General features: G+C 47.3%; 16 protein-coding genes. 8 read left to right on the top strand and 8 right to left on the bottom strand.

From position 1 onward, the window contains the following. Positions 1-57: 57 nt before the first annotated feature. Complete coding sequence (locus AABB92_RS22265; protein WP_013572672.1) at positions 58-639, top strand: recombinase family protein; 582 nt, start codon at positions 58-60, stop codon at positions 637-639. 17 nt (positions 640-656) lie between these two features. On the opposite strand, the gene arsC is transcribed toward AABB92_RS22265, so the two are convergent. Genes arsC through AABB92_RS22250 form a run of 3 tightly spaced genes read right to left on the bottom strand, consistent with a single transcriptional unit; the run spans position 657 to position 2,751 of the window. Then, complete coding sequence (gene arsC / locus AABB92_RS22260; protein WP_031377864.1) at positions 657-1,082, bottom strand: glutaredoxin-dependent arsenate reductase; 426 nt, start codon at positions 1,080-1,082, stop codon at positions 657-659. 12 nt (positions 1,083-1,094) lie between these two features. Next, the gene (gene arsB / locus AABB92_RS22255) at positions 1,095-2,384 is read right to left on the bottom strand and encodes an arsenite efflux transporter membrane subunit ArsB (RefSeq protein WP_013572670.1); all 1,290 of its coding nucleotides are present in this window, start codon (positions 2,382-2,384) and stop codon (positions 1,095-1,097) included. Positions 2,385-2,430: 46 nt separating this feature from the next. Beyond that, positions 2,431-2,751 (bottom strand): transcriptional regulator, encoded by a 321-nt coding sequence (locus AABB92_RS22250; RefSeq protein ID WP_013583071.1) that lies wholly within the window; start codon positions 2,749-2,751, stop codon positions 2,431-2,433. An 85-nt stretch (positions 2,752-2,836) separates the two neighbouring features. Here AABB92_RS22250 and arsH point away from each other — a divergent pair, with 85 nt between their 5' ends. Further along, entirely contained in the window at positions 2,837-3,535 is a 699-nt protein-coding gene (arsH, locus tag AABB92_RS22245) for an arsenic resistance NADPH-dependent reductase ArsH (protein ID WP_013572668.1), read from the top strand. 2 nt (positions 3,536-3,537) lie between these two features. Further along, a complete protein-coding gene (repA, locus tag AABB92_RS22240) occupies positions 3,538-4,056 on the top strand; it encodes a plasmid replication initiator RepA (protein ID WP_342557952.1) in 519 nt (172 codons plus the stop codon). Positions 4,057-4,863: 807 nt separating this feature from the next. Here the strand turns inward: repA and AABB92_RS22235 are convergent. Genes AABB92_RS22235 through AABB92_RS22225 form a run of 3 tightly spaced genes read right to left on the bottom strand, consistent with a single transcriptional unit; the run spans position 4,864 to position 5,943 of the window. Next, on the bottom strand, positions 4,864-5,358 hold the full coding sequence (locus AABB92_RS22235) for a hypothetical protein (protein WP_161797062.1): 495 nt from the start codon (positions 5,356-5,358) through the stop codon (positions 4,864-4,866). After that, entirely contained in the window at positions 5,321-5,659 is a 339-nt protein-coding gene (locus AABB92_RS22230) for a type II toxin-antitoxin system RelE/ParE family toxin (RefSeq protein WP_031378082.1), read from the bottom strand. The genes AABB92_RS22235 and AABB92_RS22230 overlap by 38 nt, the downstream gene beginning before the upstream one ends. Positions 5,660-5,673: 14 nt before the next feature. Then, positions 5,674-5,943 (bottom strand): hypothetical protein, encoded by a 270-nt coding sequence (locus AABB92_RS22225; protein WP_031378081.1) that lies wholly within the window; start codon positions 5,941-5,943, stop codon positions 5,674-5,676. 413 nt (positions 5,944-6,356) lie between these two features. Here AABB92_RS22225 and AABB92_RS22220 point away from each other — a divergent pair, with 413 nt between their 5' ends. Together AABB92_RS22220 and AABB92_RS22215 are read left to right on the top strand one after the other, a co-directional pair. Beyond that, complete coding sequence (locus tag AABB92_RS22220; protein WP_031378080.1) at positions 6,357-6,962, top strand: DUF2913 family protein; 606 nt, start codon at positions 6,357-6,359, stop codon at positions 6,960-6,962. 67 nt (positions 6,963-7,029) lie between these two features. Continuing rightward, on the top strand, positions 7,030-7,821 hold the full coding sequence (locus tag AABB92_RS22215; RefSeq protein WP_031378079.1) for a hypothetical protein: 792 nt from the start codon (positions 7,030-7,032) through the stop codon (positions 7,819-7,821). Positions 7,822-8,124: 303 nt separating this feature from the next. Here AABB92_RS22215 and AABB92_RS22210 read toward each other — a convergent pair whose 3' ends face one another. After that, positions 8,125-8,949, bottom strand: coding sequence for a hypothetical protein (locus AABB92_RS22210; protein WP_152610014.1), 825 nt, complete (start codon positions 8,947-8,949; stop codon positions 8,125-8,127). 460 nt (positions 8,950-9,409) lie between these two features. Between AABB92_RS22210 and AABB92_RS22205 the strand changes: the two genes are divergently transcribed. The 3 genes from AABB92_RS22205 to AABB92_RS23505 all read left to right on the top strand — a co-directional run bounded on the left by AABB92_RS22205 (position 9,410) and on the right by AABB92_RS23505 (position 11,660). Continuing rightward, a complete protein-coding gene (locus AABB92_RS22205; RefSeq protein ID WP_031378078.1) occupies positions 9,410-9,637 on the top strand; it encodes a hypothetical protein in 228 nt (75 codons plus the stop codon). Next, on the top strand, positions 9,606-10,727 hold the full coding sequence (locus AABB92_RS22200) for a PIN-like domain-containing protein (protein WP_046289568.1): 1,122 nt from the start codon (positions 9,606-9,608) through the stop codon (positions 10,725-10,727). Before AABB92_RS22205 ends, AABB92_RS22200 begins: the two co-directional genes overlap by 32 nt. Before the next feature lie 732 nt (positions 10,728-11,459). Next, on the top strand, positions 11,460-11,660 hold the full coding sequence (locus AABB92_RS23505) for a hypothetical protein (protein WP_031378075.1): 201 nt from the start codon (positions 11,460-11,462) through the stop codon (positions 11,658-11,660). Positions 11,661-12,466: 806 nt separating this feature from the next. On the opposite strand, the gene AABB92_RS22195 is transcribed toward AABB92_RS23505, so the two are convergent. After that, a complete protein-coding gene (locus AABB92_RS22195) occupies positions 12,467-13,342 on the bottom strand; it encodes a RepB family plasmid replication initiator protein (RefSeq protein ID WP_235321467.1) in 876 nt (291 codons plus the stop codon). Between the last annotated feature and the right edge of the window lie 425 nt (positions 13,343-13,767).

Below are 13,767 nucleotides of genomic sequence, written 5' to 3'. Positions count from 1 at the left end.
AATAAGTTTCGGACATGCGTTATAATTCGGATATCTATTTCGTACGGAAAGTTTCCTATGTCACGAGTTTTTGCTTACTGCCGGGTCTCCACTCTGGAGCAGGCCACAGAAAACCAGCGTCGTGAAATTGAAGCGGCGGGTTTTGCCATCAGACCCCAGCGACTGATTGAGGAGCATATCAGTGGTTCGGTTGCTGCCAGCGAACGCCCTGGATTTATCCGGCTGCTTGATCGCATGGAAAATGGTGATGTGCTTATTGTCACTAAGCTGGACCGCCTTGGGCGTAATGCCATGGATATCAGGAAAACGGTTGAGCAGTTGGCTACATCAGATATTCGTGTTCATTGCCTGGCGCTCGGAGGTGTTGATTTGACCAGCGCTGCCGGGAGAATGACGATGCAGGTGATTTCAGCGGTGGCGGAATTTGAACGGGATTTGCTTCTTGAGCGTACACACTCTGGTATTGCACGAGCTAAAGCATCAGGAAAACGTTTTGGCCGTCCATCAGCGCTGAGCGAAGATCAAAAGCGGGCTGCGATGGAACGCCTCAATGCGGGAAGCAGTGTCAGCGCCGTTGCCCGTGAATTTAACACCACCCGGCAAACCATTCTCAGGGTGAAAGCGGCATTCAGCACCTGAGAATGGGGATTCACCGATTACCTGAGCCGCTTACCTGACTCGTCGGTGACTCTTTCACCATCTTCTTTCGTAAATGCGCTTTTTTGTGGCTCAGGAAGAATATCCAGCACCACTTCAGAAGGTCGGCACAGTCGCGTCCCCAGGGGACTCACCACAACAGGACGGTTGATCAGTATCGGATGCTGAAGCATAAAGCCGAGTAACTGCTCGTCAGTAAACTTATCGTCGGCAAGGCCCAGTTGCTCGTATGGTTCTACGTTCTTACGCAGCAGTGCACGTACTGTCATCCCCATATTGGCAATGAGTTTTACCAGCTCCTCATGTGAGGGCGGGGTCTCAAGATAATGAATAATCGTCGGTTCTGTGCCGCTGTTACGGATCATCTCCAGCGTGTTGCGCGACGTGCCACAGGCCGGATTGTGATAGATGGTTATGTTGCTCATATCAGTATCTCATTACAAAGTGACGGAAAGCCGCAACGCCAGAGCGGCCAGAGTGACAAACAGCACGGGCAGCGTCATGATAATGCCCGTGCGGAAGTAATAACCCCATGTGATGGTCATATTTTTCTGGGACAGCACGTGCAACCACAACAAGGTTGCCAGACTCCCGATGGGGGTGATTTTGGGTCCCAAATCGCACCCAATAACGTTGGCGTAGATCATCGCTTCTTTGATGACACCGGATGCCGTACTTCCGTCAATCGATAATGCGCCAATCAACACCGTGGGCATATTGTTCATGACCGACGACAGGAACGCCGTCAGGAAGCCAGTACCAAAGGTTGCTGACCATAATCCCTTTTCTGCCAGCACATTCAGCACCCCGGAGAGATATTCTGTCAGTCCAGCGTTGCGAAGACCGTAAACCACCAGGTACATTCCGAGGGAGAAGATAACGATTTGCCACGGTGCGCCACGTAAGACTTTCCCGGTGTTAATGGCATGACCTTTTTTCGCTACGGCAAACAGAACTCCCGCCCCTGTAGCGGCGATCGCACTGACGGGGATGCCCAGCGGCTCAAGCAGAAAGAACCCTACGAGCAACAACACAAGGACTATCCAGCCAGCCTTAAACGTTGCCGGGTCCTTTATTGCGCTGGCAGGCTCTTTTAACCGTGACACGTCATATGTCGCTGGAATATCCCTGCGAAAGAAAAGATGAAGCATACCCAGCGTGGCGGCGATGGCGGCGATATCCACGGGGATCATGACAGAAGCATACTCAGTAAAGCCCAACCTGAAAAAATCGGCAGAGACGATATTCACCAGATTGGACACAATAAGCGGCAAACTGGCCGTATCGGCAATAAACCCGGCGGCCATCACAAAGGCAAGCGTAGTCCCTTTACTGAAGCCCAGTGCGAGCAACATGGCAATCACTATCGGGGTCAGAATGAGCGCAGCGCCATCGTTGGCGAATAACGCAGCGACAGCTGCACCAAGCAGCACTATCCAGGTGAACAGCAAGCGTCCGCGACCATTGCCCCAGCGGGATACATGCAGTGCAGCCCATTCGAAAAAACCTGATTCATCGAGCAGCAGGCTGATGATGATCACGGCGATAAACGTCGCCGTCGCATTCCAGACAATATTCCAGACCACCGGGATATCACCAGGATGAATGACGCCGAAAATCAGTGCCAGCACCGCGCCAATACCCGCGCTCCAGCCGATACTCAGTCCTCTGGGTTGCCAGATAACCAGGACCAGTGTCAGTAAAAAAATACTTCCTGCCAGTAACATTTCGGATCCTATTACATATGATTTAAAGAATGTGTATACGTGTCATTTAACAGGATGACGACGTGGATTTTTCCAGCCATTCCCGGACATCCTCCCGCAGGCATAACCAGGACGTAGTGATGGTTTCAGCGGCCCAGGCAGGTATATGTGGGGATAGTCGATAGTGGATCCATTTCCCTTCCCGACGGTCCAGTACCAGCTCAGCCTCCCGCAGGATTGCCATATGCCGGGAAATTTTGGGCTGCGACTCGGAGGTGGCCCCGCAAAGGTCACACACGCACATCTCTCCCGATTCCCTGAGAAGCATCACGATAGCCAGACGGGTTTCGTCTGACAGAATTTTGAAAAGCTGAACAGGCTGTAGCATTTTCTCTTCCGGTAAACTTAGAATACACATATGATAAAACATATGTGTTGTTTTGAACATTATCGATTTTAGAGAGGAAGAAAAAATGGATCAGTTTCCAGCCCTGAATACTGAGTGTTTCGACAGGCAGATCGCTGAGCGGCTACAACATCCGGCACCACCACGTATCCTGATTCTGTATGGGTCAGTACGTGAACGTTCATACAGCCGTTTTGCCGCCGAAGAAGCTGGCCGACTGCTGACAGCCATGGGGGCTGAGGTCAAAACGTTTAACCCGTCCGGTTTACCTCTGCCTGATGATGCACCAGAAACTCACCCTAAAGTGACGGAGCTGCGCGAACTGGTGAGATGGTGTGACGGCATGGTCTGGAGTTCCCCGGAGCGTCACGGGGCGATGAGTGCGATAATGAAGGCTCAGATTGACTGGATCCCTTTGTCAGAAGGCGCAGTTCGTCCTTCCCAGGGAAAAACGCTGGCGGTCATGCAGGTCTGTGGCGGTTCTCAGTCTTTCAATGCTGTGAATCAGATGCGTATTCTGGGACGCTGGATGCGCATGTTCACCATCCCGAATCAGTCCTCCGTGGCGAAAGCCTGGCAGGAATTTGATGAAAACGGGCGCATGAAACCATCTTCCTGGTATGACCGCATCGTGGATGTGGTAGAAGAGCTGTTCAAAATCACTCTGCTGCTGAAAGGTCATACGGAGTACCTTGCCGATCGCTACAGTGAACGCAAGGAAAGTCATCAGGATTTGTCAGCGCGCGTCAATCAGGCCAAAATTTAGGGATAACGCGATGTCAGCTGACCCAGAACTGTGGGGGGAACGGACATCGCACTTCAATCGGTATAAAAAACATCCTTAGCGTAGGATATTTTCCGTTTTCCAAGCGGACCCCTATCGTACTGACGGATCAGTTCTGGCAGCTGTGCGGCATCGACATGGATAAGTTTCTCGCAGAGCGTAACGCGCGCCTTGCTGCAGAAGCTGACGGCATAGTTGAGCCGGGTACACACGCTTCAGTTCGCACCGCTCGCCGGCGCTGGTATGAAAACATGCGCATGGCCACGCTGATAAGCCGGCGGGATAAAGCGCCCAGGCAGAAGCGCCGTAAACGCCTGAGCAGGCTGCCGCTTGATGACCGGCGTAATGCTATGGCCAAACTGCTGCGCGAACGGCCGTCCCACGTATGGCGAGACCTTCCACCTGACGACTTTGATCGCCTGGTGTGGAAGTGCCTGCGGCAGCTGGAGCTGGGCCTCGATTATGAGCCCGCGCGGCCAGAGATGCCCGATATCGTTCACTGACGCCTCCCTCTTATTTTTACCGCCTTGACTGGCGGTGGTGGCGTTTGTGCAGGATGTTGAAAGGGCGCAGTAGCGCCGGCAACGGGTCACCGGAAGCGGGAAAAGCGGCCACGCGCAGTGTCCGCATTTTTTTTATCACAGTTACCTGCAATTAATATTCGGGGATTACCTGCATACACCATTACTGCTACGCGCAAAACATTCCTGACTAACGTCAGAAAGAATAATCAAAATAATAAATAAGGTTTTCATGCAGGCATCTGCCGAGGATAAATTTAATGCCTTCGCTTGCAGCGGCCGCAGGCGCCCGCGCCGCTCAGAACGGGAAGCAGCTCCCGCCGGCAGGCGGCGGGCAATGCGCAGTAGTTACAGCATTCATTAATGCTATTATTACCCCCCCATCCGAGCCGAACCTGAAACCCCGCGCCCCTCTCGGGCAAAACCCCGGCGCCGTACCTGAAGCCCGGTTGCCCCCACTGACCAGCCGCCGCCGCCCGGCCCGAAGGGCCGGAACTGCAGTCGCTGTAATAATGGATGCTGTAACTAATGAGTTCGTCGTTGATGTGGGTTTTAGCTGCGGGTTCTTTCTTTCGTCTGCGACCGTCTGACTTCAGTGCGCATGAAAGGCTGCTGCTTAAACGGCGGTCGAGCAGGGCGATGATCGAATAGGTGAGTTAATTATATCTGAGGCTTGCTGTGTAGCGTTCTAAGGGCCGTTCATTTGAAAAATGACATCGAGTTCAGGACTTTTAGCGGGGATGCTGGGTTACAGACGCATGATATCTTTCATTAAGGGATATTTCTAAATCAGGAAGCGTCAGACAGTATGTACTTATTGAGCGCCGCGCCTTGTCCTTCCCGAAACTCAAAATCATACGTGCAACCGCGCGCTAGCAAAACGCGGTAAAGCTCGTAAATGAGATCACGATTTGGACCTTCGCCTATCTCAGCCTTTTCCAGGGCGAGTCGTGTTGAGGTGACAAGCACTACGTGGCATGCTTCGTCCAGCTGCAGGGCACCATCAATCAGTCCCTGAATTATGCTCCGTTTTGAAGTAGTGTCCTGATAGTGAAACGTCAGCGGGGTTTTCTGATTATTTCGCTCTATCAGCACTCTCGCAAATCCCTCGCGACTCTGCGCATTGCAACTCCCCATTGAATAGATGTGAACGGTTTTTATCATTTTACGGCTGCCCATCAGCCCTAAGGTTAAGATTGAATCGTCAGAAATATAAAAGAAAGCCCGGCGCGCCGGGCATTGAGTGTCAGTGTAGAAGGTTATACCGGTACAACTGCTTTTCAAAATCCTGTTTCATGCTGACAAACATCAATATCTCGATGTTTTTTCCGTCAAAGTCATACAGCACGCGATACTCGTTTTCAACATCCAGTCGCTCACGAAGCAACATGCCTCTGTTCTGAAGAAGAAAGTTGAAACGATATCTTGTCGGATCCTGTTCAATGGCTTCGATCGCATCATCGAGCAAAAAATCAACCAGTTCCATTGCTCTCTGAGTGCCGATAAATCCGCTCTTATACGATTCGATATCCGATAAACTTTGCACCGCCATAGGTGCGATAATCACGTTGAATTGCTGCGACACTCAATACCTCGATGTTATTTTCTGGCCTCACGCAGTTTTCTCCGGGCTTCTTCCGGGGTCATGCCCTTGCCTTCTTCGATTTCCTTTTTAGCCAGCGTGGCCAGCTTGAAAAGGGCGTTTATATTGCGTTCCTCTTTCATTTCACGCAGCTCCGCATCACGTTCTGCGGCCGTCTGAATGAATAATTCAGCTACACCGTTTTTGGTTACGTAAACACCTCCTGCAAAGGTTTCAGCATTTCCGAGACTGTCTCTAGCGAGTTTCTGGGACATGGTTTGCGACATTGTGAACTCCGGTTAGTGGAGAACGCACCGGCTAAACAGACTGGCTGCGTTTCCTGGCTGGTTTTATCTGTTTCCTAGATTGATTAGGCCTTTATGTATGGCAGCTTCTGTTAAAAATCACGCGCGGCCCTCAGCATGATTGAGATCTCACTCTATCATCGAGGATAAATAGAGTACACATTTATCCTCCTCAGGGTGCAACTTACACTTTTCACGCTTGCTCGAAAACGATAGCGTACAATATGGCTGGCATAAAAAGAGTGTGAAAATGCTGGTAAAATGCTTCAGGTAAGTATGATAAGGTCTTTTTATTCATGGTATTAGCAACGCCAGCATAAGTCTCTTGCGTGATTCACCTGAAGAGTGGCGGTCCGGCACAAGGTTAAAAGCAATAAAAAGTATGAATTTCGAATATGGATACTTCTAATCTCTACGTGGATCACCTCGCCTGGTGCGGCCTGATTGCTCTTGCCCTGGCTCGACAGACAGGGGCAGTAAACTCTCCCGCTCAGGAAAATCTTTTTTTGTGCAGATGGCTAGCGACTGCGGAGAAGAAACGTCTGTTTCGGCGTGAACTGGCGAATGACATTCGATGGCTGCTAAAAGAGGGCCGGGAAAAAGGTTTTCAGGCTGATCTGCCCGGTAAGCTTGAATATCTCTGGCGGGCCAGCAGCGGTGATTTGCTCGCTCAGAATGACCTCTTCCGCCTACAGCACGTGATGCACGCTATCAAGCTGACAGGGATCAACTATGGTGTTCTCGCTGAATCAGAATGGGAAGGGCGCCACGCTGTTAGAGTCAGCCCAAAGGTTCCGGGAGTGTTCATCAGAAAAGCCGATCTTGAAACCGGGTTCGATGAGGATGGGAGTCTGATTCGAGCAGTGGCCGTTCGCATTACCGCCGAAAATTCTGCTGTTGATACATTACTATCACGCGCCGGTTGGAAGCAGAAACCTGATCCAAACACGCCTTTCCTGCACTATCTGTCCACGATTAGCCATGAAGAAAGCAAGGCATAGCTGTTTCGCTGGTTGCAGTGCATATTGTAAATTGATGCATTAACTCTCATCCCACTGAAAAGTCGATATGTTTCGCAATTCTTTGAATTTTAGATCTAAATTATGGCGCATCCTTTTGACGCATAGAGCTAAAGCCACCGGCGCGCTGGTTTTGTTAGCAGTGTTGTGCGGCTATATCAATGACATTGGCGACACGTTTAGCAGCCTGAAACAACTGCTAAGCAGTAAAAAAGAGAGTCTCGTTGTCATCAAAGCACGACTGAAACCATACCGGTTCAGACCGGATATCCGCGAAGCGCGCGACGATGCTTTCCTGATAATGGAACTTCGTAATTACGGCAGCACTTCAGTCATGTTGACGGCTGCGCGTATTAAAATCACTGACAGTCATGTTGCGCGTGAAGGAAAAGCAGGCTGGTATGGGCGCTGTTCGCTTTCCTCAGACAAAAATGCGAATAAACCCCTCAGTATCGCGCCAGGTGAGACAAAATGGGTGATGTTAAGCAGAGCCATTGAGCTGCCGGGTATGGCCGATTTGCTTGATCAGCCTCCTTTCAGTGAAGTGTTTGTGGCTACTCCCGAAGAGCCTTATACCGTTGCAGAGCAATATCTTATTGCTGAGTTAAACAGTCGATTCTCCGATGTTTACGGTCCCGGTGCGGCAATCGAAGCAACGGTATACGTCGGGCCTGAGGATGAACCACACCATTACAAATTTCCCCTTTCACAGGGCAAGTCGATCTTTGAAAAGGATGGCAGCCTACAACATGACTGGCTAATGGCTAACTGGAAGTATCCAACCGCTGGATTGTGGAGTAGTCTCTCGAAATCCTGTCTAGCTACAAATGATTTTGGGTAGAAAGAAGGGTATAGCTGAGTTTTAGCGAGCCCGGGACACGACATTTAACATAATAAATGTTTTGTGCACTTTTGTATTGTTATGATTAATAACATAATTAACACAAAAGCACCGCGATTTTCACTTTTAACTGGGCTTAGATGATACTGACCTGATCACACATAACGCCTTAACGTCACTCTGGTTGTTCCTGAAAACGCCTGCGACGCTATGATGCATTTTCCCAGCTAGATCTTACTGATTCTATAGATCTGATACAGCCGGCCTCACCTTCGCACTACATGGTAAGTCCGGCTAATTTACTTAAAAAAATAGATGTAGAAATGAATTTATCGGCGTAGCAAAGAGATGGCTCGTTTTTGCTGAATGCCCCCACACTATGCCAGTGATCCGAGCTTCCGACGGGGTCCATACCCCTCCCGCTTGGGTAACTTCGATATACCTCGTATTCCACAATGGAGAACCACTCATCCCATTCGGGAGGGATAAGCTTCCGGTCGTACCCACTAACGGAGTGGCCAGCTCTGTATTCCATGCACAACAAATATGAGTACCTTTAACTGGTACCGGTATTTGGGGGAAATTAGCGGGATCAAATTCAACTTCACGCAAAAACACACCCATCCCTTTTACTTCATGCTGGCCAAAACCTGCTAAAGCGTCCTCTCCCGGGAACCCGTAAGCATAGAGATATTCATCTTTAACTGGGCAATGACTTACAGCGTAGTGATTAATGGTGGTGCATTCCCCTTTATGCTCCAAGCGTCGGAAAGTCTTAGAGATATCAGCATTGGCAAAGTCTAAAGGAAAGGGATGGAGGGAAAATTGACTACCAACAGATATTCCACATTCACTGCCATGACACGAATAACCAAGTTGTCCTTGTGATTGCTTAATGGCCACATGTTCGCAAGTGGCCAGAATCGGCCCATTGGGACCCTCTACCAGCCATCCAGTACCCCATTGATCGCCAGGAGGATTTCGTGGATCTCCGCGGGGAAAAAAATTTATAGGTGCAACATATTTATCAACAAAATCATACATTTCCGTGACAACAGAGTCAGGGAGTGGTGCGGGTTTATTAACATTTACCATGCCGTGAATTGCTCCTAACCAAAATATATCCATGTTTTTCAGATCAGCTATACATAGACATATGTAGCGACCGTAAGAGTAATCTTTACATTTAAATTACAGTATTCCTTTCATTACTGCCACTGCTACAAGCTACTTAAAGGGCATCAGTATTCATCGCTGGTTGACAGAAGGTATTTAAGCTTTCAATTTTACGGTTTATCTTGGCGGCAGTATCCAATGAATAAGTACAGTGAAAAATACTCACTTTACCAAATTACCTCGTTAATAAACCCTAACATCGAAAAAAGAATTGATGGGTTTATTAAACGTTTTAGAGTACCTTCAATTCTCATATTTGCCCCCTAGCGCAATTACCGAGCAAAAGAGATAAATGCTGAAAATTTGCATCAGAAAGATAAATTCAACAAAAAACCGATTTAACTTCAATAAGTTAAACTTAAAACACATCTGTATAATCTGTCATTAATCGACCATAAATGGAGAAGCAGGAATGACCAAGAAAACAGATGAAAAAAAACCTGATAATATTTTTGCACTGGAAAGACACTTTCCTACAGTAGATAATGTTTTTAAACCACAGAAATTCCTGTCCAGCACGGACGAAAAAAACTTAATCATACTTGATACAAATGTCTTATTGTTACCTTATGTAGCCGATCAACTGGGTAAAAAAGATATTACTGAGATTGAAACTCTACTTAAAAAAATTCAAAGATGAAGAAAGGATTTTTATTCCCGAACGTGTGGCGCGAGAGTTTATAAAAAACAGGGATGGCAAGCTTGCCGACCTCGTTAAAGCGCTAAACGATAAAAAATCACGTATTTCTCCACCTGAATTGGAACTTTCCAAGCTTTTTCAGCATATGGAACAGTTCAGTGAGCTTGGTGAAATATCTAAAAACGTTAATGAATTAATAAAAAAGTACAAATCATCCTATTCAAAAATGGTAGATGATATAAAGTCCTGGCGAGGAAATGATCCTATCACCATTATTTATAGTAAAATTTTTGATAAAAGCAACATGATCCCTTTAAACATGTCTGAGAAGGATGCTATTGATAATTGGGAGTTCCGTCAAGATACCCAATGCCCTCCGGGTTATAAAGACAGTACAAAAGATGACACAGGGATTGGCGACTTCCTGATATGGATGACCTTGATTGAAACTAGTGCCCGCGAGAAAAAGGACGTGATTTTTGTTACCGGCGAACAAAAAAGTGACTGGTTTGTTCGTGGTGAAAAAGAGGCCCTTTATGTTCGCCCAGAACTCATTGATGAATTTCAGAGAAAAACGAACAATCAACACATTAGGTTAATGAAATTTGACGAACTCCTTTCTGAAAACAACATTTCACCTGAAGTAGTCAATGAAATAAAAAGAGCAGAATTTACCAATTTCAAAAGCTCAAACATTATTTCTAATTATAATTCAGGCAATGTGGCTGGGTTTGACTATTCTCAAAATAATGGCATGATAAACATCTCTGTAGACAATATGAGCTTTAACCTGAAGTTTAGTAAAGCTAGCAATAAAAGCATATATATTTACAATGGCAGTTCTGGTTGCAAGATAGCTAGAATAAAAAATAAAGATAAAGAAGATTTAATCGATATCAGCACTTATGACGATTCATCTTTCAACTATAAAATCAACACTGGAGAAGCATTCCTCTACAAAAAATCTGACGGGAGTTTCTTAATTGGACGAATTTTAGAAATTAAAGATGATAATCGTGGAGATGAACATGATTACGTTTCTTTTGCGTACACCGCGTATGAGGAAGGAATTCTGGGGCTTATACCCTAATGGTTAAAGTGTTGTTCGTAGAATATTGATAGTCAAATCAAGAGTATCAATACATGATTTATATTGTGCTTGTTAAACGGCTGGTACTTCCAGTCGTTTAATAATATAAAATTAAGCTTTTCAAAAGAGTTAGACTGAAGCTGTTAAGATAATTTTAACCAGAATATCTTCACCCTTCATCCGAAAATAAGACGTATCTCAGGCAGGGGCTGCTGCTGCCGAATTCCGGGTAATCAGCCTCAATACTCTGTCGTGGCAGATTGATCTTGCTCGGCGCGTATTTCTCCGTCGTGAAGGAAAGACCGCCCCTCTTTTCAGGATGGCCGCTAATTGGCGTGATGCCGGTAGGTAAAGCACAGATCCTGCTTATTAATTTCTGCCTGATACCGGAAACCCAACGATGTAGTCGCAAGCAACCCACGTGGCTGAGCTTATTCGGGCCGACACCCTCGAAGGTTGGCTCGATACCTGCGCACAAGGTTAATGGTGACGTTCCTTTCTCTGGCTGCGTTCGGCGTTCCAGGGGAAGGAGGGACGCTCTCCGAGGACTGCTGTTGCTGAATCAGTTAAAACTTTCCGGTACTTAACGCGTCCGTGGTGTTGGGTCATTCCGCGCGCTGGGTCGGTAGTATCACATCCGCCTGGCAACGCCATCAGACGAAACAATTGTATGCAACAACTTCGCAAGTGACATTCGGTTCGCAGCCACACTGGCTTCTCCATGCATGTCCCATGCTTAAAGCATTCACGCGGGCGGGTATGGGCCCCAGCAAAGGCAGGCAGTGCGAACACACCATTGCCTGCATTATCGCGACAGAACACAAGCGCCAGATCACCCTGCAGGGCTTTTACCTTATACGTCCCCCGCTAAAGCCCGTATCTCTTGGAAAAATTATCTCGCGCAGAGTGGAAGAAGAAACCGATCCTCACTGATGCCCAAGAACAGCAACAAGTTTAATGACGTCATTAATCAACGAAGGTTCTTACAGGCATTAATATAGATGGTGTCCTGCTCAGAGTGGCCACGCCCCCCCCCTATATAGTGGATGAGCAGAACACAGAATTACATTCAACCACCCTGTGCAGTGGATCAACCTTACGGGTCTACCCGGCAGAGTGGATCATCAGAGAGAAGTTACCCGGTACAGTGGATCACTAAGCAAGATTTCATGGTGGCCCGGCGTGATTTCATGACGTTGTCACCACTAGTTCAATGCAGCCCACCAGATAAGGGTATCCACTGTACCGGGTTATCAACGCAATGAAGTCTTTCCGGAGAACAGTTCAGTGCTTACCCGGTACAGTGGATATGTTGCGATGAGAATCACCCTACATAGTGGATTGGGAAGTACTTGCTTTACCCTGTCCAGTGGATCAACTGTTATTGAAGGCAATCTTTAATAGAAGGTCTACCCCGTGAAATAGTTACAATGTGAGTATGTAAGTACTCACAAACTTGTTATCATTACTCAAGAATTATAAATTTCACTTCAGATCTTTTTAAGATCCTCCTCCAGCAAATCGACGGACATCTACCGTCTTTTAAATCGGTTTAAGGCCTCAGTTTACCCATACACTGCAGCGGGTAGTGAACGATCCTTATCCACGGTAGAGGGTAACCATCACGGATATAAGTGACACTGTGACTAAATCACCTTCGCTATCAGTTATGCCAGACGAATCAAGTGCAGGATGAATTGCGTTAAAGGTATCGGAGGATATCCACTATACCGGGAAAATCAAAGTTTGGGGTTGCGTTTGAGAATGTTGAGGACGTAGTCGCCGCCCTCTTTTTCAACGGAGTATTCGAGGAAGCCAATGTCATTGAGCTGCTGCAGAGCTTTTTTAATCGTGGCGTTCTGGTTGCCCAGATGCGATGTCAGCTGCAGGCGTTCGCGTAATCGGTCAAAACCGATTCGGTAAAAGTTCGGTGGCAATTCGGCCAGATACAGGTACAACGCCTGTGCCGATTCCTTGCGGGAAAGCACCTGAAGAGCCTTCAGATAGAGTCGGGTTTTCCCATCTACCCGGTACAGTGTATTGAGCTTCTGGTTGGGTTTGATGAAGATTTTGCCCGTACTGCTGTCGTAGTAAGTCGACTCAACAAGGTGCATGTTTATGGTGATACGATCGTCTGTACCGGGGACCGCCTTAACAAAGCTTATATTCGTACGCGCGATACGCGTCAGGGAGGCGTCAAAACGCTCTTTAAGCTGTTTATCAATGCGTTTGGTATCAAACCCACAGTATTTGGCAAAGTCCGCGAAATTGAGCTCCAGATGATGATCCTTATCCATCTTCTTCGTGGACAAGGCGTAGACGATGCCAACCCAGACCTTGAAATCTGTATCCATGTCGAGTCGCGGACCATAAATCTGAATCTGATTGTATCCCTCACCCTCTACAATGGATAATCTGGACAGCGAGTCAGTCGCATCTACGCTGTGATTCTTACGACCACCCTTCCCAGTGGATTTAAGAGTGGGTACAAAGACACCAAGGCGAAGCAGGACTTTTGGCTGGATCGTCTGACGAAGGTTAGGGATCAGATGTATAACTTCACCTGAATCTTTTACTTCCTCATTGATTACTAGTCCTAAATTACTGTTATCCATAGATATTCTTCATTTGTGACCAGTGGGGATAAGATCTTTATAGTACCCGTCATAGTGGATCAATTCCACCCGGCACAGTGTACTATTTCCCCTGTACAGTGGATCATTTGCCCGGTACAGTGTATCCGCTCCCCTGTACAGTGTATCTAGATCCTCTAAGAGCCCCGAAAACAGTGACTTAGCGCGGATCCTATTCTTTATTGATCTCAACTTGATCCTAATATGATCTTATTATTTGATCTATCCGGTGGATAAGTTGCCAGCTGGCACATGAGCTAAGCATAACCGTTCGGGAGAAGATCATTTTCCCAGACAGGTGTGGATAACGTATTAATCGGTGACCTATTGTCAGTATTAAAGTCTATCTATCCCCAGGCCATCGCAATACAGCAGTGTATAAAAATCAAACTGACAAACAGCTCTCA

Source organism: Pantoea brenneri, from assembly GCF_038594305.1.
GTDB classification, from domain to species: Bacteria; Pseudomonadota; Gammaproteobacteria; order Enterobacterales; family Enterobacteriaceae; genus Pantoea; species Pantoea brenneri.
This window is presented reverse-complemented; position numbering and strand designations above follow the sequence as displayed.